The following is a 17,624-nucleotide window of genomic DNA, read 5'->3' as shown; positions in this document are numbered from 1 at the left end:
GATGGCGACGCATCCCGACCAGAGCGGCGAGACGCTGACGGAGCGGCAGCAGGCCGTTCTCGACGCCGTGCTCGCGCTGATGGTGGAGCAGGGCGGCGACCTGACGATGACCGCCGTCGCGCGCCGCGCCAGCTGTTCCAAGGAAAGCCTGTACAAATGGTTCGGCGACCGCGACGGCCTGTTGAGCGCGACCGTGCGCTGGCAGGCCTCCAAGGTGCGGGCCGGCAATTACGACCGCACAAGGCTCGACGCGCTCGCCCTGCGCGACAGCCTGATCCGCTTCGCCGCCAACTGGCTGTCGGTCATCTCCAGCCCGACCTCGATCGCGCTGAACCGCTTCGCCATCGCGCAAGGGCGCCCGCGAGGCGGCACGCTCGGCGCCATCATGCTGGCCAATGGACGCTTTGCCATCGGCGAGCGGCTGAAGCCCGTCTTCGAGGCCGGCCGCGAGGCGGGTCTGATCGCTTTCGACGATACCGAGACGGCGTTCCGCACCTTCCTCGGCCTTGTCGGCCGCGACGTGCAGATCCGCCTGCTGCTCGGCGACACGCTGAACCTCGGGGCGCGCGAGATCGAGCGCGACGCCGCGCGCGCCACCGACCAGTTCCTCACTCTCTACGGCACGGAAAAGACCAGCTCGGGCCGGAACCAGACCAACGCGTGACATAAGGAGACACCCCATGCGCGTTTATTACGATCGCGACGCCGACGTTAACCTGATCAAGGGCAAGAAGGTCGCCATCATCGGCTACGGCTCGCAGGGCCGCGCCCATGCGCTGAACCTCAAGGATTCCGGCGTCAAGGAGATCGCCATCGGACTGAAGCCGGGTTCGGCGACCGCCAAGAAGGTCGAGGCCGACGGCCTCAAGGTGCTCACCGTCGCCGAGGCCGCCAAGTGGGCCGACCTGATGATGATGGCCACCCCGGACGAGCTGCAGGCCGACATCTACCGCGACGAGATCGCCCCCAACATCCGCGACGGCGCCGCCATCGCCTTCGCCCACGGCCTCAACGTGCATTTCGGACTGATCGAGCCGAAGGCCTCCGTCGACGTGCTGATGATCGCGCCGAAGGGCCCCGGCCACACCGTGCGCGGCGAATATGAGAAGGGCGGCGGCGTGCCGTGCCTCGTCGCCGTGCATCAGGACGCCTCGGGCAACGCGCTCGATCTCGGCCTCAGCTACGCCTCGGGCGTCGGCGGCGGCCGCTCCGGCATCATCGAGACCACCTTCAAGGAAGAGTGCGAGACCGACCTGTTCGGCGAGCAGGTGGTGCTCTGCGGCGGTCTGGTGGAGCTGATCCGCGCCGGCTTCGAGACGCTGGTGGAAGCCGGCTACGCCCCGGAAATGGCCTATTTCGAGTGCCTGCACGAAGTGAAGCTCATCGTCGACCTCATCTATGAGGGCGGCATCGCCAACATGAACTACTCGATCTCCAACACCGCCGAGTGGGGCGAGTACGTCTCCGGCCCGCGCATCATCACCGCCGACACCAAGGCCGAGATGAAGCGCGTGCTGACCGACATCCAGACCGGCAAGTTCACCTCGGAATGGATGCAGGAATACCGGGCCGGCGCGGCGCGCTTCAAGGGCATCCGCCGCCTGAACGACAGCCACCAGATCGAGGAAGTCGGCGCCAAGCTGCGCGGCATGATGTCGTGGATCGGCAAGAACAAGCTGGTCGACAAGGCGAAGAACTGAGGTCAGCTACGAAGAGTTAACAGCGGCTCTGCGCTGTTAACTCTTCGTTAAGGTGTTTTTCACCAGTCGTCGATATGCTGGCCACTCTTTGTGAGCGGGGCTAATGGGCGAGACCGGTGACTTCGAGTGGGACGATGACAAGGATGCGGCGAACCGGGCCAAGCACGGTTTGCCGCTCCGCTTTGCTGAGTTCGTATTTGACGGGCGCCCGCGCTTCGAGCGTCTGTCACCCAGGGAGATGGCCGGCGAGCCGCGCTTCGAAGCGATGGCCGATGTGGCGGGACGTGTTATATTCTGCGTCTTCGTCTGGAGAGGGCGCCGGCGGCGTCCTATATCCGTGAGACGGGCGCATCGGAGCGAGAGACGTGTCTTCGCACAAGCCATCGAGAGAAGCTGAACGGCTGTTGCGCGACTTCGACTGGTCGAAGGTCGATGCGCTTACCGATGAGCAGATCATAGAGGCCGCGAAGGCCGACCCTGATACTGCGCTCCCCACCGAAGCCGAACTTGCCGAGTTCGATCTCGTGTTCCCCGCCAAGGCGCGGCGCGAGAAGCAGTTGCCCAAGCCGCCGAAGGAAGCCGCCGAATAGCGCGTCCCGTGTGGCCGCAGGCGCGCCTGACGTGAGCGGAGGTTCCGTGCGTCCCTCTCACCACCCCAGCACCTTCATCGCCGCCGCGCCGGGCGCCAGCAGCACGAAGGCCCAGAGCATGGCGGAGGCGACGTTCGCCATCTGGAAGATGACATGCGGCATGGCGAACATGCCCGCGACCAGCGGCACGACGGCCCGCAACGGTCCGAAGAAGCGGCCGAGGAACACGCTCCACGAGCCGAAGCGGTGGAAGAAGCGCTCGCCGCGCTCCAGCATGTCGGGATAGTGGCGTAGCGGCCAGGCCTGGCGCGCGCTGTCCTTGAAATAATGCCCGACCCAGTAGGACAGCGCATCGCCCAGCGCGGCGCCGCCCGCCGCCGCCGCCCACACCGGCAGGAACGGCGCCCCGCCCGCCTCGATGATCGGCCCGAGCCCGATCAGCACGAAGGTCGCGGGGAAGAACAGCGACAGCACGGCCAGCGATTCGCCGAAGGCGAGGATGAAGGCGATGTAGGGTGCCCAGTGCGCATGCGCCTCGACAAAGGCGAGCGCGTCGCGCGCATAGGCTTCGAGTTCGATCACCCGCGCGCCCTCACAGCCGGTCACGCAGCGCGTAATAGCTCAGTCCGGCGACCATCAGCGGCCAGCGCATCAGCGGGCCGCCGGGGAAGGGCGGCACCGGCAGGCGCGCCAGCAGGTCCAGTTGGCCGAGCTGGCCCTTGATCGCCTGAGCCAGCAGCATGCCGAAATACGGCGCCAGCATCACGCCCTGGCCGGAATAGCCGGCGGCGGTGAGCACGCGCGGCGAGAGTTTCCGCACGAAGGGCAGGCGGGTCATGGTGATGCCGAGAATGCCGCCCCAGCCATAGTCGATGCGCACATCCTCCAACTGCGGGAAGATCTTCAGCATATAGGGGCGCACGAAGGCGCCGGGGTTGGCGCGCAGCCGGCGCGTATAGCTCTCGCCGCCGCCGAACAGCAGCCGCCCGTCCGATGAAAGTCGGTAGTAATTCACCACGAAGCGGCTGTCGGCCACCGCCGCGTCATTGGCGATGATCGTCTTGGCACGCGCGCCCAGCGGCTGCGTGGCGGCGATATAGTTGGCGATGGGCATGACGTAATTGTCGACCCGTCGGTCGAGCCCGTCCTGCAGCCCGTCGCCGCATTCCAGCACCCAGTCGGCCTCCACCGTGCCGGTGGCTGTGGTGACCCGCACCCTGGCGGCTTCCTCGATCGAGAGCGCGCGGGAATGCTCGAACAGCGTCGCCCCGGCCTGCGTCGCGGCCCTCGCCAGCCCGAGCGCGAGGTTGAGCGGGTGCAGATGGCCGCCGCCATGGTCGATCATGCCGCCATGATAGACGTCGGAGCCGACCAGCTCGCGGAGCTCCTCGCGCGAGAGCGGGGCGGCCTGGCTGTAGCCATAGACCTCGTTCAGCCGGCGCGCATAGGCGTGGCTGTGGGCGACATAGGCCGGCTTGTGGTCGGCGACGATGAGGCCGTGGCGCACGTCGCATGCGATGCCGTGGCGGGCGATGAGGGCGTGCAGCAGCGCCTTGGCGTCCTCCGCCATGTTCCACAGCGCCTTGGCGTCGTCGAGCCCGACCCGCGCTTCCAGCCAGTCCTGGTCGCGGCGCTGGCCGGAATGGATCTGCCCGCCATTGCGGCCCGAAGCGCCGGAGCCGACGCGCGAGGCTTCCAGCAGCACCACATTGAGCCCGGCCTCGGCCAGATGCAGCGCGGCGGAGAGCCCGGTATAGCCGCCGCCGACGACGCAGACATCGGCACGCACCGTGCCGGCGAGTTGCGGGTAGGGCGGCAGCTCATGCGCCGTCGCGGCGTACCAGCTGTTGGGATGATCGGTATTGGACGCCATTATGCCGGCACTCTACGTCAGACTTCAGCGGCGCGCGAACAGACGTTCGATATCCGCCAGCGCCAGCGTGACGAATGTCGGCCGGCCATGGTTGCACTGGGCCGCGTTGGGGGTTTCTTCCATCTCGCGCAGCAGCGCGTTCATCTCCTCGACCCTGAGCCGCCGGCCCGCGCGCACCGAGCCGTGGCAGGCCATGGTGGCGGCGATGTGGAGCAGGCGCCGCTCCAGCGGCAGCGCGTCGTCCCATTCCGCCGCATGTTCGGCGAGTTCGCGCACTAGAGCGGAGACGTCGGCGTCGCCGAGCAGCGCCGGCACCTCGCGCACCAGCAGAGCGCCGGGGCCGAAGGGCTCGATGACGAGGCCGAGCTTTTCCAGCGCCGGCGCCCGCTCGGCCAGCCGCGTCGCGTCGGAGGGATCGAGTTCGACGACGAGGGGCACCAGCAGCATCTGCCGGGCGAGGCCGTCGCGCTCCATGGCGGCCTTGAGCTTCTCATAGACGATGCGCTCATGCGCGGCATGCTGGTCGACCACGACCACGCCGTCATTGGTCTGCGCGATGATGTAGGTCTCGTGCAATTGCGCGCGGGCGGCGCCGAGCGGGCGCTCCATCGCCTGCGTCGCGGCTTCCGTCATGTGCGCGCGGGCATCGGCGCCGGGAGCTAGGGCAAGGCCGAGACCGGCACCCGGTCCGCCGGTGTCGTCGAACTCGAACCGGGCGGGTGCTTCGTGCAAGCCCGAAGCCGTCGCGTCGGTCGCCGGCGCGGCGCCGTCCGGCATCGCCCAGGAGCGGGTCCAGTCGTAAGTGCCGGGGCGCGGTTCGGGCCGGTAGTCGGTACGAAAATCGGCGCGGGCGAACTGCGCCAGCCGGTCCGCGGCGGTGGAGGCCGTGCGCGGCACGCCGGCGGTGAGCGCGTCCATCAGCGTGCGCACGATCAGCGCGCGGATGAGGCCGGGGTCGCGGAACCGCACCTCGGTCTTGGCCGGGTGCACGTTCACATCGACCTCGCGCGGGTCGAGATCGAGAAACAGCGCGGTCACGGGATGGCGGTCGGACGGCAGCAGGTCGGCATAGGCCGCGCGGATCGCGCCGATCAGCACCTTGTCGCGCACCGGCCGCCCGTTGACGAACAGGAACTGCGACAGCGAATTGGCCTTGGAATAGGTCGGCAGCCCGGCCAACCCGGTGAGCCGCGCGCCCTCGCGCCTTCCGTCGACGTCGAGCGCGTTGGTGCCGACGTCCTGCCCCAGCACATCGGCGATCCGCGCCCGCTGGCCGCCGGCCTCGGCGGCGCGGGCCGGCCAGGTGATCGGCGCGCGATCATCCGTGACCAGGGTGAAGCCGACATCGGGGCGGGCCAGCGCCAGCCGCTTGACCGCATCGACGGCGGCGGCCGTCTCGGCGCGCTCGGATTTGAGGAATTTCAGCCGGGCGGGCGTCGCGAAGAACAGGTCGCGCACCTCGACCCGCGTGCCGAAGCCCAAAGCGGCCGGCTTCACCGGCGACTTGATGCCGCCCTCGACGCGGATTTCGTGGGCCGTCTCCGCCCCTTGCGGGCGGCTGGTGATGGAAAGGCGCGCCACCGAGCCGATGGAGGGCAGCGCCTCGCCGCGAAAGCCGAGGGTGGAGATGGCGAGCAGATCCTCGTCGTCGAGCTTGGAGGTGGCATGGCGCTCGACCGCCAGCGCCAGCTCCTGCGCATTCATGCCGCACCCGTCGTCGGTCACGCGCAGGAGGCGCCGCCCGCCGCCGTCGATGACGATCTCGATGCGGCTCGCGCCGGCGTCGAGCGCGTTCTCTACGATCTCCTTCAGCGCCGCCGCCGGCCGCTCCACCACCTCGCCCGCGGCGATGCGGTCGACCAGGGTGGGGGGCAACAGGCGCAGCGGCATGGCAGAATCCGATTCGAGGCTTGGGACAAGTCTAGCCGCAGGAGGGCGGCGGACCTAGCGAAGCCGCACTCACGCCACCGGATCGTGACAGCACACGCACAGCTTGTTGCCGTCGGGATCGCGGAAATAGGCGCCGTAATAATCCGCATGGTAATGCGGGCGCAGGCCGGGCGCGCCTTCGTCCGTGCCGCCAAGGGCGAGCGCACGGGCGTGCGCGCGGTCGACCATCGGGCGATCGGCCGCCAGAAACGCGACCATCTGGCCGTTTCCCGGTGCCGCGGCGCCGCCATCATAGGGGCGTCCGATGAGAAAGAGCGGCCGTGCCACGCCGGGCTGCATCCAGCCGGCCCAGGCGTTTTCGGGCTCGGCGAATTTCAGCTGCAGCCCGAGTTCCGGTAGCAACGCCGCATAGAACGCGAAGGCACGGTCGAAATCGGCGATGCCGATATTGACGTGGGAGAGCACGGCGGATGCCTATCCCGCCGCCGCCAGCCGCTCGGCCTTCTCGCGCTCCATCTCCTGGCGCTTGGTCATGACCGAGGCGAAGATCACGATCACCGTGACGATGGCGATCATGATGGTGCAGATGGCGTTAATCTCCGGCGTCACGCCGAGGCGCACCTGCGAGTAGATGCGCATCGGCAGCGTGGTCGCGCCGGGACCGGTGGTGAAGCTGGCGATGACGAGATCGTCGAGCGAGAGCGTGAAGGCCAGCATCCAGCCGGAGATCACCGCCGGCAGGATGATCGGCAGCGTCACCACGAAGAAGGTCTTGAGGGGCGGGCAGCCGAGATCCAGTGCGGCTTCCTCGAGGCTGCGGTCGAAGGTGACGAGCCGCGACTGCACCACCACCGAGACGAAGCACATGGTGAAGGTGATGTGCGCCAGCGTGATGGTCCAGAAGCCGCGGTCGATGTTCACGGCGACGAACAAGAGCAGCAGCGACAGGCCGGTGATCACCTCCGGCATAACGAGCGGGGCGTAGATCATGCCGGAGAACAGCGTGCGGCCGTAGAACCGGCCGTAGCGCGTCAGCGTGATGGCGGCCATGGTGCCGAGCGCGGTGGCCACCGTGGCGGTTATGAAGGCGACGCGCAGCGTCACCCAGGCGGCATCGAGCAATTGCTCGTTCTGCAGCAGCTGCCAGTACCAGTGGGTGGAGAAGCCGGCCCACACGGTGACCAGCCGCGAGGCGTTGAAGGAATAGATCACCAGGAGCACGATCGGGATGTACAGGAACGCGAATCCCAGAACGATCGAGGTGACGTTGAACCAGGAGAGCCCCTTGCGCATCTTAGAGCCCTTTCCCTTCGGATGAACCCATCCGATGGATAAGAAAGTGCTCTCGATTCAACAAACTGGAGCATGCTCTCATCACAAAAATCCTATTTTTGTGGCGCATGCTACCTGCCCTCCACTTCGCGCTGCTGGACGTTCTGGTAGAACACGATCGGGATCACCAGCACCATCAGGAGCAGCACGGCGACCGCCGAGGACACGGTCCAGGAGCGGTTCACCGAGAATTCGGTCCACAGCACCTTGCCGATCATCAGCGTGTCGGAGCCGCCGAGCAGGTCGGGGATGACGAACTCGCCCACCGCCGGGATGAAGCACAGCAGGCAGCCGGCGAACACGCCCGGCAGCGACAGCGGCCAGGTGATCTTCCAGAACGCGGCGAAGGGCGGGCAGCCGAGGTCCGCGGCGGCTTCCAGCAGCGTCTCGTCCATCTTCTCCAGCGCCGAGTACAGCGGCAGGATCATGAAGGGAAGGTAGGAATAGACGATGCCGATATAGACCGCCGTGTCGGTGGCGAGAATCTGCAAAGGCGCGTCCGGCGAGATGATGCCGAGCGCGATCAGCAGCTGGTTGAGCAGCCCCTCCGGCGACAAGATGCCGATCCAGGCGTAGACGCGGATCAGGAACGAGGTCCAGAACGGCAGGATGATGAGCATCAGCAGCGTCGGTCGGATCGATTTCGGCGCCCGCGCCATGCCGTAGGCGATGGGGTAGCCGACCAGCAGCAGCAGCAGGGTCGAGATGCCGGCGATCCAGAGGCTCGAGCCATAGGCCTCGATGAACTCGTTGTCCCAGCTCAGCACATAGGCGTAGTTGTCGAAGGAGAGCTCGGCAAAGCTGTCCTTGAACGCCTGCCAGCCCTCGGAAAGATCGAAGGTCGGGAAATACGGCGGCTGTGCGATCGCGTCCTGCGACAGGCTGATCTTGAAGACGATCAGGAACGGCACCAGGAACAGCGCCAGCAACCACAGATACGGAATGGCGACGACCAGTCCGCGCCCCCTCGCCTTGCCCGCCATGCCCTGTCTCCTCAGCTTGTCAGGATCACGCCGGCATCCGGCGTGAAGGAGACATAGACCTTGTCCTCCCAGGTGATGGGACGCTCGACCATGCGGGTGAGGTTCGGCTTGGCCGCCTTAATGCGCGAGCCGTCGGCGAGTTCCACATGGTAGATGGAGAGGTCGCCGAGATAGCCGATGTCCCAGATGCTGCCGGACAGGCAGTTCACGCTCGGATCGGCGGGCGGCTCCAGCTCGACGCGCAGCTTTTCCGGACGCAGCGCGAGGGCGACCGTATCGCCCACGGCGGCCGGGCATTCCTGCGTGACGTGGAAGGGCATGTCGGGCGCCACCTCCGGCCGCAAGGTGAGCAGGCCGGGCGTGATGGAGTCGATGCGGGCGGGCAGGATGTTCACGTCGCCGACGAATTCGGCGACATAGCGCGAGGCCGGCTGCTCGTAGATGACGGCGGGCGGGGCGACCTGCACCAGCTTGCCGTGGTTCATCACCGCGATGCGGTCGGCCACCGTCATCGCCTCTTCCTGATCGTGCGTCACGATCAGGAAGGTCATGCCCAGCTCCATCTGGATGTCCATGAGCTCGAACTGCGTCTCCTCGCGCAGCTTCTTGTCGAGCGCGCCGAGCGGCTCGTCCAGCAGCAGCACCTTGGGCCGCTTGGCGAGCGAGCGGGCCAGCGCCACGCGCTGGCGCTGGCCGCCGGAGAGCTGGTGCGGCTTGCGCTTGGCGAACTTCTCAAGCTTCACCAGCTTGAGCATCTCTTCGACGCGGGCGGCGATGGCGCCCTTCTCCATGCCGTCCTGCCGCAGGCCGAAGGCGATGTTGTCCCACACGCTCATATGCGGGAACAGCGCGTAGGACTGGAACATCATGTTGGTCTGCCGCTTGTAGGGCGGCGTGCCGACGAGGTCCTGGCCGGCCAGCGTGATCTGGCCGGAGCTCGGCTCCTCGAAGCCGGCGAGCATGCGCATCAGCGTGGTCTTGCCGCAGCCGGACGGGCCCAGCAGCGCGAAGAACTCGCGCTCGTAGATGTCGAGGGAGAGATTGTCGATGGCGACGAAATCGCCGAAGCGCTTGGTGACGTTCTGATAGCGGATCAGCGGGACGGCCTGCGGGTCGTTCCAGGGGGCGAATTTGCGGCGGATACCGCCGACGGTCTTCTGCGTCTTTTCGGCGACGCCTGTGCTCATGCCTAGCCCCGTTGTCCCCGGCCGAATGGTTCGGCTCTTGAAGGAACGCTATCCGGCTTCGGGCGGCGGCTCAACGGCACAATGCAAACAATTTTACCATGCCCGCAAACGAGCAGCGTCGGCGCGCCTTGACGGCTGTCGTGAGGGCATGGTTGCCTCCTGATGCGCGGAAGGCGCATCGGGAAAGTGACATCATGGCCAAGAAGAAGCGTTCCGAGAAGGACGCGGTGAGTTCTCCGCGCGGCGTAGCCTCGCTCGAAGAGGCGAAAGCGTGGATGGCGGCGCGCGGCATAACCGAGATCGAATGCGCGGTCCCGGACCTTGCCGGCGTCGGGCGCGGCAAGATCATGCCGGTGTCGAAGTTCCTGAACGGCCCGACCATGAACCTGCCGCTCAGCGTGTTCTTCCAGACGATTTCCGGCGATTACCCGCCCTATGACAACCTCGTCGATTCGGTGGTGGTCGACAGCGATCTCGTCATGGAGCCGGACTTCTCGACGCTGGCGGTGGTGCCGTGGGCACAGGATCCGACCGCGCAGATCATCCACGACGCCTATCATCGCGACGGGCGCCCGGTGGACCTCGCCCCGCGCCAGGTGCTGAAGAACGTCGTCGACCTCTACGCCAAGAAGGGCTGGAAGGCGGTGGTGGCGCCGGAGATCGAATTCTATCTCGTCGAGCCCAATACCGACGCCGACTATCCGCTGAAGCCGCCGATCGGCCGCTCCGGCCGGCCGGAGATCGGCCGTCAGTCCTATTCCATTCAGGCGGTGAATGAGTTCGACGCCCTGTTCGAGGACATGTACGACTACTCGGAAGCGCAGGGCCTGGAGATCGACACGCTGATCCACGAGGACGGCGCGGCGCAGATGGAGATCAACCTGCTGCATGGCGATCCCGTCGTGCTCGCCGACCAGGTGTTCCTGTTCAAGCGCACCATCCGCGAGGCGGCGCTGGCACACAAGATCTACGCCACCTTCATGGCCAAGCCGATCGCCGACGAGCCGGGCTCGGCCATGCACATCCACCAGTCCATCGTGGATGCCGAGACGGGCAAGAACATCTTCTCCGACAAGGATGGCGACCCGACGCCGGAATTCTTCGCCTTCATCGCCGGCCAGCAGCGCTACATGCCGACGGTGATGTCGATCATGGCGCCCTATGTGAACTCCTATCGCCGCCTCACCCGCGATTCCATGGCGCCGATCAACGTGCAGTGGGGCTACGACAACCGCACGGCGGGCCTGCGCGTGCCGCCCTCCTCGCCGGCGGCGCGGCGGGTGGAGAACCGGGTGCCGTCCTCGGACGCCAACCCCTATCTCGTCATCGCGGCCTCGCTGGCCTGCGGCTATCTCGGCCTGGTGGAGAGCCTGCGTCCGACCGAGCCGCTGGAAGCGGACGCCAAGGGGCTCGATTTCGAGCTGCCGCGCGGCCTGCTCGAGGCGGTGGCGGCGATGCAGTACTCGGAGGAAATCTCCAATGTGCTCGGCCCGAGCTTCGTGAAGACCTACACGGCGGTGAAGCAGCAGGAGTTCGACACCTTCATGCGCGTGATCTCGCCCTGGGAGCGCGAATACCTGCTGCTGAACGTGTGAGGAACGGCGGAGGGGTCACCCCTCCGCCAGGATCTCCCGCACGCGCGGGATCACCTTGGTGCCGTACAGTTCGATGCAGCGCATCGATTTGTCGTGGCCGAGCGGCCCGGCACTGTATTTCAGGTCGAAATGATCGAGGTCGAGCGCCTTCACGGTGTCGGCGATCTTCCGCGCCACCGTTTCGGGCGAGCCGAGATAGAGCGCGCCGTGCGCGACCTCGCGCTCGAACTCCTCGCGGCCCATGGGCGGCCAGCCGCGCTCGCGGCCGATGCGGTCGCGATTGGCCTTGAAGGCGTGGAAGAACTCCTCCTTCGCCGCCTCGTCGGTGTCGGCGACATAGCCGGGGCTGTGCACGCCGAGCGGCTGCGGGGCGGTGCCCAGCTGGGCAAAGGCCTTCCGGTAGAGTTCGGCATAGGATTTGAAGCGGCTGGCGCTGCCGCCGATGATGGCGAGCATCATGGGCAGGCCGTAGCTCGCCGCGCGCACCACCGATTCCGGCGAGCCGCCGACGCCGATCCATGTCTTCATCGTGCCGCTTTCGGGCAGCGGATAGACATGCTGCCGCGCCAGCGGCGGGCGCAGCTCGCCTTTCCATGTCACGCCGTCGGCCGTCCCGTTCTGGCGCAGCAGGTGCACGAACAGGTCGAGCTTCTCGGTGAACAGCTTTTCGTAGTCGTTGAGGTCGAAGCCGAACAGCGGGAAGGACTCGGTGAACGAGCCGCGACCCAGAATGATCTCCGCGCGCCCTTGCGAGATCGCGTCGACGGTGGCGAAGCGCTGATAGACCCGGATCGGGTCATCCGACGACAGCACCGTCACCGCTGAGCCGAGCCGCACGCGTCTGGTGCGCGCGGCGATGGCGCCGAGCACCACCTCGGGGGCGGAAATCGCGTAATCGTCGCGGTGATGTTCGCCCACAGCGAAGAAGTCGACGCCCGCCTCGTCGGCAAGCACGCCCTGTTCCACCACGTTGCGGAGCGCTTGCGCCTGGGTGAGCGGACGGCCCTGCGTATCGGCCATCACATCGCCGAAGGTGTCGAGCCCGAAATCGAGATGCTTTGCCATGACGCGCACGCTCCGGTTCCTGAAGAGACCGGCACCCGCCGGCTGCCCTCATATGGACCGATGCTGGCCGCGGCGCATTACCCGCGTTGCAAGGGCATTCTTTCACGGTTGCAAGTTAGCGGCAGCTTCGCGCCCCGATGCCGGCCGGGCATGAAAAAAGCCCGCTGGACGAACCAGCGGGCTCAAGTGGGCGACACGAGGGGGTCGATGTCGCCGGTAATTCGGTCACGGCCTTTCATGATCAGCCGCACGAAATGAGGTCGCCCGCCGGGGGCTGCTGGGTGGGAACCTTCGAGCTGACCAGCCGCAGATTGCTGCGGGCGACCTGCCGCCGGCTGGCGCGGCGCTCCACGGCACGCACCACCAGCGTCGCCGTCGGGTCCTGCCAGATCGGACCGGACGAGGCGTCGCGCAGGTCGGCGCGGGTGAGCCCGATATCCTTGAGCATGTGATCGTCGAACTCGCCGAGCTGCACGAGGTAGCGGCGGCGGCCCAGCGCCTTGATGAACTGAATGGTACCCAGGGCGCTGGCGACCAGCAGACCGCTGACCGCGGCGCCGAAGGACGCGAACGCGCTTCTCCGAACTTCGCCAATGTACGACACTGAACCCTCCATCTGTCGGTCGCGGGGGACGATGCCGTCTCTTCTGATGGCTGCCATGCCCGGCGGCCACCCGATCCCGACGACGTCGTTTCGCGATGGCAGACTTATGGACGAGGACCATCAATCACACTAGCGAATGTTTCTGATCTGACTTATCATCATCTGTGATAATCATCCGCCGGGAGGTTGCCCCATGACGGTGCTGCTCGACATTGATCAATTAAGAACATTCATAACCATCGCCGAAACGGGCAGTTTTACGAAAGCGTCCGAGGTGGTGCACAAGACCCAATCCGCCGTCTCTATGCAGATGAAGCGGCTTGAGGAACGGGTCGGCAAGCCGATCTTCGCGCGCGACGGCCGGGCCTCGCGCCTTACCGATGAGGGCGAGCGGCTGCTCGACTATGCCCGCCGCATCGTGAAGCTCAATATCGAGGCCATGGCGAGCCTGGCCAGCGCCGAGCTCTCGGGGCGGGTGCGGCTTGGCGTGCCGGACGATTATGCCGACCGCTATCTCCCGGAGATCATGGCGCGCTTCTCGGCGACCCATCCCAATGTCGAGCTGACCGTGGTCTGCGATCCCTCGACCGACCTGATCGACCGCATCGACACCGGCGACCTCGACCTCGCCATCATCACCGATTGCGAGATGGTCCACCGCGAGACCGAGATCATTCGCCGCGAGCAACTGCTCTGGGTCGGCTCCATGCGTCATTCCTCGCATCTGGACGACCCGGTGCCGCTGGCACTCGGCCGGCAGAGCTGCAACTGGCGGCAGGAAGCGATCGCCATGCTGCAGGCGGCGGGGCGCCCCTTCCGCATTCTCTACACCTCGTCGAACAGCACCGCCGTCTCGGCGGCCGTGCTCGCGGGCCTTGCCATTTCCGTGCTGCCGGAATCGGGCCTGCGTCCCGGCATGCGGGTGCTTGGCCCCTCGGACGGCTTCCCCGCGCTGGCGCCCTGCCGCATCGGGCTGCTGCGCAACCGGCACGAGGTGTCACCTCTCGCCGATGCCCTCGCCCTCCATATCGTGCAGGGCCTCGACAACATCTCCGAGGCGGCGATCGCGGCGGAGTAGGCCGGGCATTGATGCCCGGCCCCGCCGTCAATAGGCGCAGTCGTCGAAGATCGGTTCGACCGAGCGGTTCCACTCGCCGGCATAGCGCTTCAGCAGCACCTCCGCCGAGGTGAGCCCGGAAGCGAGGCTTTCCTCCAGCGGCTTGAGGAAGCGCGTCTCATCGCGGCCCTGGCTGTCGCGATAGTCGCGGCGGGCAAGACCCGCGCGCGCGATCTCTACGACGTCGCGTGCGACCTCCAGTACCGGGCGGCCGGCGATCTCTGCCTTGAAGGCGAGCCGGGGCACGTCGTCGCGCAGCTTCTGACGCTGCTCGGCGCTCCAGCCCTTCGCCAGATCCCAGGCGGCGTCGAGACTCGACTGATCGTAATAAAGCCCGGTCCACAGGGCCGGAAGGGCGCACAGATTGGCCCACGGCCCGCCATCGGCGCCGCGCATCTCCAGATAGCGCTTGAGCCGCACCTCGGGAAAGATGGTGGAGAGGTGGTTGGCCCAGTCCGAGACGGTCGCCGTCTCGCCCGGCACCGCCGGATGCCGGCCGGCAAGCAGGTCGCGGAAGGAGGAGCCGGCGACGTCGATATAGCGGTCGCCGCGCTTGATGAAATACATCGGCACGTCGAGCGCGTAGTCGACGTAACGCTCGAAGCCCATACCCTCCTCGAAGGCGAAGGGCAGCATGCCGGCGCGGTTGTTGTCGGTGTCGCGCCAGATCTCCGAGCGATAGGAGAGGAAGCCGTTCGGCCGCCCTTCCGTGAAGGGCGAATTGGCGAACAAAGCCGTGGCGATCGGCTGCAAGGCGAGGCCGACACGCAGCTTCTTCACCATGTCCGCCTCGGACGCGAAGTCGAGATTCACCTGCACGGTGCAGGTCCGGTACATCATATCGAGGCCGCGCGTGCCGACCTTCGGCATGTAGTTGGTCATGATCTTGTAGCGGCCCTTGGGCATCACCGGCGTTTCCGCCAGGGTCCATTTCGGGCTCATGCCGAGGCCGAGGAAGCCGAAGCCGAGAGGCGTCGCCACGTTGCTCACCTGGGTGAGGTGCGAGTTCACCTCGGCGCAGGTCTCGTGAATGGAGACGAGCGGGGCGCCCGACAGCTCGAACTGGCCGCCCGGCTCCAGCGAGATCGCGCCGCCGCCGACATTGTCGGCGAGGCCGATGATGGTGGAGCCCTCCATGATGGGCTCCCAGCCGTTCAGCGCCTGCATGCCTTCCAGCAGCGCGCGGATGCCGTTCGCGCCTTCATACGGCACGGGATCGTGCCCCTGCAGGGTGAAGGGGAATTTCTCGTGCTCGGTGCCGATGCGGAACTTCGAGGGCGCCTTGCAGCCTTCCTCGAACCAGGCGACGAGTTCGTCGCGGCTTTCGATGGGCTGCGTGTCGATTTGGTCTCGCGCCATGGTGGGCTCCGCGGGGGGTAGGCTGGGGCGCGAGACCATACACAGGCGGCGCGGCGACGCAAATCGCCGTAACTACCGATAGACCGTGGACAATACCGGGCCGGCTCGTGGGCGGAGCCGTACCTTACGTCACTGCGCGGAGGCGTGAGTGAGCCAGGTCGTCACCGCGCGCAGCGCTTCGTTGCGGTTGCCCGTGCGGTGGGCTGCCTCCTGATAGACCGCGATCTGGATGTCGGCGCTGGTGCCACCGTCGAGGATGGTGCGCAGATGCTGCAGCTCCTGCCGGCTGCCGAGCGCGTCGGCGTCGTCCGCCACCTGGTCGATCAGCGTCTCGACGGCCTGCGCGACCGGGATCGCCTGTTTCGCGTCGCGGTCGACGAAGCTGCCATGGATACCGTAGCGCTGCGCGCGCCATTTGTTCTCCACCGCGATGGCGCGGTCGACGGCATCGATCCCGCCATTGAGCTTGGGATCGCGCACGAGATGGCGCACCAGCGCGCGATAGAGCGCGGCGATGGCCACCGAGTCCTCGACGCGGGTGCAGCTGTCGGGTGCGCGCAACTCCAGCGTCGGATGCTTCTGCGAGGGCCGGATGGTCCACCAGACATAGCTCGAATCGCGGATCGCCCGCGCCGCCACCAGCGCGTCGACATAATCCTGGTAGTCCTTGGCCGTTTCGAACAGCTCCGGCAGGCCGGTGCGTGGCAACTCGTCATAGGCGGCGAGCCGATAGCCCATCAGTCCGGTGCGCTTGGATTCCCAGAACGGCGACGAGGTGGAGAGCGCGACGAAGATCGGCAGATAGGGCGTGATGCGGCGCATCACGTCGACCCGTAAATCCGGGTCGGGCAATTCGACGTGAACATGCATGCCGCACAGCATGTTGCGCTCGCCGAGCATCTGCAGATCGTGCATCAGCCCGTCATAGCGCTTCGTCGGCGTGCGTTTCCCGCCCTGCCAGCTCGCCGTGGGGTGCGTGCCGGAGGCGAAGAAGGCGAGGTCGAAATTCGAGGCGACATCGCCGAGCACGCGGCGCAGGCCGTGCAGCTCGGCGCGGGCATCGGCGGCACTGGCATGCGGGCGCGACATCATCTCGATCTGCGACTGCAGCATCTCGCCGGAGACCCGTTCGCCGAGCGCGTCGCGCGCTTTTTCCATGAAAGAGCCCGGCAGGCGCCGAAGCGCGCTCTTGGTCTCGCCGTCGACGATGAAATATTCCTCCTCGATGCCGATGCGGTATTCTTCGACCATGGCGTCTTTCTCCGAAGGAATCGAAATGTTAACGAACGTGCATAGTTTAGCCGACGCAGAATCGGTGCGTCTTGGCGCGGGGGTTTGATGAGTGAGAAGTGAGACCGGAATGTGACCTGGTATTTGTTTCGCCGGGCGTCACATTTTTATTATATTTCTTCGCGTCTGGTCGAAGGTATACCTAAAATATCATCACCGTAATGCCCGGCGCGTCCTTCCGCGTACCGGAGCCGGGCGAACCGGCGCTCACCAACGCGGAGGCCGGCATCTGGTTCCCGCCCATCTGTCAACTTTCTAGCGGTATCAGGGAACGTGCTGGCGCGCCGCCTCGACCAGAGCGAGGGCGGCGACGGCGGCGGTGTCGGCGCGCAGGATGCGCGGGCCGAGCGAGAGCACCACCGTGCCGGCGCGGGCGAGCAGCTGGCGCCGCTCAATGTCGGAGAAGCCCCCCTCGGGACCGATCAGCACGGCGAGCGGGCCGGCGACCGCGGCCCGCAGGGGCGCCAGAGGGTCGGCAACCGGGGCCGCCTCGTCGCAGAATACCAGCGTGCGGGCGGGCTCCAACCCGGCGAGCCAGCGCGTGAGGGGGAGTGGCTCCAGAACCTCGGGGATCGAGAGAATGCCGCATTGCTCGGCTGCCTCGACCACATTCGCGCGCATGCGCTCGGTGTTCACGCGGCTCGCCTGGGTGTGCTGGGTGAGAACCGGCTGGAGCCGGCCGGCACCCATCTCCACCGCCTTCTGGACCATATAGTCGAGCCGGGCATGCTTGAGCGGCGCGAAGACGTAGTCGAGGTAGGGTGCCGGGGCCTGCGCCCGCAAGCGGGCTTCACAGCGCAGCAGAGCCTCGCGCTTGCCGCCCGCCTCGCGGACCGCCCGCCATTCGCCGTCGCGCCCGTTGAACAGGTGCAGCCGGCCACCGACCGGTAGCCGGATCACATCCGAGACATAATGCGCGCGGTCGCGGTCGAGGCTGACCAGCGCGCCCTCGCCGAGGTCGTCCTCGACGAAAAGGCGCTGGGCGCGGAAATCATAGGGCTGATCGGGCGAATCTTCGGGGCGGGCCATGATACGGGCC

The 17,624-nt window shown here is 66.8% G+C and carries 18 protein-coding genes; 6 read left to right on the top strand and 12 right to left on the bottom strand.

The features are described 5' to 3' along the window. Window position 1 precedes the first annotated feature (1 nt). The 4 genes from ACO2RV_RS04160 to ACO2RV_RS04145 all read left to right on the top strand — a co-directional run bounded on the left by ACO2RV_RS04160 (window position 2) and on the right by ACO2RV_RS04145 (window position 2,290). Window positions 2-664, top strand: coding sequence for a TetR/AcrR family transcriptional regulator C-terminal domain-containing protein (locus ACO2RV_RS04160; protein WP_423290135.1), 663 nt, complete (start codon window positions 2-4; stop codon window positions 662-664). Between the two features lie 16 nt (window positions 665-680). Further along, window positions 681-1,700, top strand: a complete 1,020-nt coding sequence (gene ilvC / locus ACO2RV_RS04155) for a ketol-acid reductoisomerase (RefSeq protein WP_423290133.1) — start codon at window positions 681-683, stop codon at window positions 1,698-1,700. 103 nt (window positions 1,701-1,803) lie between these two features. Continuing rightward, window positions 1,804-2,097 (top strand): BrnT family toxin, encoded by a 294-nt coding sequence (locus ACO2RV_RS04150; protein WP_423290131.1) that lies wholly within the window; start codon window positions 1,804-1,806, stop codon window positions 2,095-2,097. Window positions 2,098-2,104: 7 nt separating this feature from the next. Beyond that, window positions 2,105-2,290: a hypothetical protein gene (locus ACO2RV_RS04145; protein ID WP_423290129.1), complete on the top strand. Its 186-nt coding sequence runs from the start codon at window positions 2,105-2,107 to the stop codon at window positions 2,288-2,290. A 57-nt stretch (window positions 2,291-2,347) separates the two neighbouring features. Here ACO2RV_RS04145 and ACO2RV_RS04140 read toward each other — a convergent pair whose 3' ends face one another. From ACO2RV_RS04140 to ACO2RV_RS04110, 7 genes are all read right to left on the bottom strand, one after another. Beyond that, window positions 2,348-2,869, bottom strand: coding sequence for a DedA family protein (locus tag ACO2RV_RS04140; RefSeq protein WP_423291024.1), 522 nt, complete (start codon window positions 2,867-2,869; stop codon window positions 2,348-2,350). 13 nt (window positions 2,870-2,882) lie between these two features. Next, a complete protein-coding gene (locus tag ACO2RV_RS04135; protein ID WP_423290127.1) occupies window positions 2,883-4,163 on the bottom strand; it encodes an NAD(P)/FAD-dependent oxidoreductase in 1,281 nt (426 codons plus the stop codon). A gap of 24 nt (window positions 4,164-4,187) precedes the next feature. After that, complete coding sequence (gene mutL, locus ACO2RV_RS04130) at window positions 4,188-6,053, bottom strand: DNA mismatch repair endonuclease MutL (RefSeq protein ID WP_423290125.1); 1,866 nt, start codon at window positions 6,051-6,053, stop codon at window positions 4,188-4,190. 69 nt (window positions 6,054-6,122) lie between these two features. Beyond that, window positions 6,123-6,518: a VOC family protein gene (locus tag ACO2RV_RS04125; protein WP_423290123.1), complete on the bottom strand. Its 396-nt coding sequence runs from the start codon at window positions 6,516-6,518 to the stop codon at window positions 6,123-6,125. A 9-nt stretch (window positions 6,519-6,527) separates the two neighbouring features. Then, window positions 6,528-7,346 (bottom strand): ABC transporter permease, encoded by an 819-nt coding sequence (locus tag ACO2RV_RS04120; protein ID WP_423290121.1) that lies wholly within the window; start codon window positions 7,344-7,346, stop codon window positions 6,528-6,530. A gap of 110 nt (window positions 7,347-7,456) precedes the next feature. Beyond that, complete coding sequence (locus tag ACO2RV_RS04115; RefSeq protein ID WP_423290119.1) at window positions 7,457-8,368, bottom strand: ABC transporter permease subunit; 912 nt, start codon at window positions 8,366-8,368, stop codon at window positions 7,457-7,459. An 11-nt stretch (window positions 8,369-8,379) separates the two neighbouring features. Beyond that, entirely contained in the window at window positions 8,380-9,555 is a 1,176-nt protein-coding gene (locus ACO2RV_RS04110; protein ID WP_423290117.1) for an ABC transporter ATP-binding protein, read from the bottom strand. Between the two features lie 194 nt (window positions 9,556-9,749). Here ACO2RV_RS04110 and ACO2RV_RS04105 point away from each other — a divergent pair, with 194 nt between their 5' ends. After that, window positions 9,750-11,150: a glutamine synthetase family protein gene (locus ACO2RV_RS04105; RefSeq protein ID WP_423290115.1), complete on the top strand. Its 1,401-nt coding sequence runs from the start codon at window positions 9,750-9,752 to the stop codon at window positions 11,148-11,150. 15 nt (window positions 11,151-11,165) lie between these two features. On the opposite strand, the gene ACO2RV_RS04100 is transcribed toward ACO2RV_RS04105, so the two are convergent. Together ACO2RV_RS04100 and ACO2RV_RS04095 are read right to left on the bottom strand one after the other, a co-directional pair. Beyond that, window positions 11,166-12,215, bottom strand: a complete 1,050-nt coding sequence (locus ACO2RV_RS04100) for an LLM class flavin-dependent oxidoreductase (RefSeq protein WP_423290113.1) — start codon at window positions 12,213-12,215, stop codon at window positions 11,166-11,168. Between the two features lie 241 nt (window positions 12,216-12,456). Further along, window positions 12,457-12,819 (bottom strand): DUF1127 domain-containing protein, encoded by a 363-nt coding sequence (locus tag ACO2RV_RS04095; RefSeq protein ID WP_423290111.1) that lies wholly within the window; start codon window positions 12,817-12,819, stop codon window positions 12,457-12,459. 193 nt (window positions 12,820-13,012) lie between these two features. On the opposite strand from ACO2RV_RS04095, the gene ACO2RV_RS04090 reads away from it, so the two are divergent. Continuing rightward, the gene (locus ACO2RV_RS04090; protein ID WP_423290109.1) at window positions 13,013-13,897 is read left to right on the top strand and encodes a LysR substrate-binding domain-containing protein; all 885 of its coding nucleotides are present in this window, start codon (window positions 13,013-13,015) and stop codon (window positions 13,895-13,897) included. Between the two features lie 27 nt (window positions 13,898-13,924). On the opposite strand, the gene ACO2RV_RS04085 is transcribed toward ACO2RV_RS04090, so the two are convergent. The 3 genes from ACO2RV_RS04085 to ACO2RV_RS04075 form a co-directional block, all read right to left on the bottom strand. Next, a complete protein-coding gene (locus ACO2RV_RS04085; RefSeq protein ID WP_423290107.1) occupies window positions 13,925-15,295 on the bottom strand; it encodes a glutamate--cysteine ligase in 1,371 nt (456 codons plus the stop codon). 129 nt (window positions 15,296-15,424) lie between these two features. After that, the gene (locus tag ACO2RV_RS04080; RefSeq protein ID WP_423290105.1) at window positions 15,425-16,546 is read right to left on the bottom strand and encodes a carboxylate-amine ligase; all 1,122 of its coding nucleotides are present in this window, start codon (window positions 16,544-16,546) and stop codon (window positions 15,425-15,427) included. A gap of 303 nt (window positions 16,547-16,849) precedes the next feature. After that, complete coding sequence (locus ACO2RV_RS04075) at window positions 16,850-17,614, bottom strand: 16S rRNA (uracil(1498)-N(3))-methyltransferase (protein WP_423290103.1); 765 nt, start codon at window positions 17,612-17,614, stop codon at window positions 16,850-16,852. Between the last annotated feature and the right edge of the window lie 10 nt (window positions 17,615-17,624).

Origin of the sequence: Ancylobacter sp. VNQ12, from assembly GCF_049445835.1 — a bacterium.
In the GTDB taxonomy this organism is placed as follows: Bacteria; Pseudomonadota; Alphaproteobacteria; order Rhizobiales; family Xanthobacteraceae; genus Ancylobacter.
This window is presented reverse-complemented; position numbering and strand designations above follow the sequence as displayed.

Coding starts and splice junctions, on each gene's coding strand:
- ACO2RV_RS04160 (WP_423290135.1), top strand. CDS start 2: ATGGCGACGCATCCCGACCAGAGCGGCGAGACGCTGACGGAGCGGCAG.
- ilvC (WP_423290133.1), top strand. CDS start 681: ATGCGCGTTTATTACGATCGCGACGCCGACGTTAACCTGATCAAGGGC.
- ACO2RV_RS04150 (WP_423290131.1), top strand. CDS start 1,804: ATGGGCGAGACCGGTGACTTCGAGTGGGACGATGACAAGGATGCGGCG.
- ACO2RV_RS04135 (WP_423290127.1), bottom strand. CDS start 4,163: ATGGCGTCCAATACCGATCATCCCAACAGCTGGTACGCCGCGACGGCG.
- mutL (WP_423290125.1), bottom strand. CDS start 6,053: ATGCCGCTGCGCCTGTTGCCCCCCACCCTGGTCGACCGCATCGCCGCG.
- ACO2RV_RS04120 (WP_423290121.1), bottom strand. CDS start 7,346: ATGCGCAAGGGGCTCTCCTGGTTCAACGTCACCTCGATCGTTCTGGGA.
- ACO2RV_RS04115 (WP_423290119.1), bottom strand. CDS start 8,368: ATGGCGGGCAAGGCGAGGGGGCGCGGACTGGTCGTCGCCATTCCGTAT.
- ACO2RV_RS04110 (WP_423290117.1), bottom strand. CDS start 9,555: ATGAGCACAGGCGTCGCCGAAAAGACGCAGAAGACCGTCGGCGGTATC.
- ACO2RV_RS04105 (WP_423290115.1), top strand. CDS start 9,750: ATGGCCAAGAAGAAGCGTTCCGAGAAGGACGCGGTGAGTTCTCCGCGC.
- ACO2RV_RS04100 (WP_423290113.1), bottom strand. CDS start 12,215: ATGGCAAAGCATCTCGATTTCGGGCTCGACACCTTCGGCGATGTGATG.
- ACO2RV_RS04090 (WP_423290109.1), top strand. CDS start 13,013: ATGACGGTGCTGCTCGACATTGATCAATTAAGAACATTCATAACCATC.
- ACO2RV_RS04085 (WP_423290107.1), bottom strand. CDS start 15,295: ATGGCGCGAGACCAAATCGACACGCAGCCCATCGAAAGCCGCGACGAA.
- ACO2RV_RS04080 (WP_423290105.1), bottom strand. CDS start 16,546: ATGGTCGAAGAATACCGCATCGGCATCGAGGAGGAATATTTCATCGTC.
- ACO2RV_RS04075 (WP_423290103.1), bottom strand. CDS start 17,614: ATGGCCCGCCCCGAAGATTCGCCCGATCAGCCCTATGATTTCCGCGCC.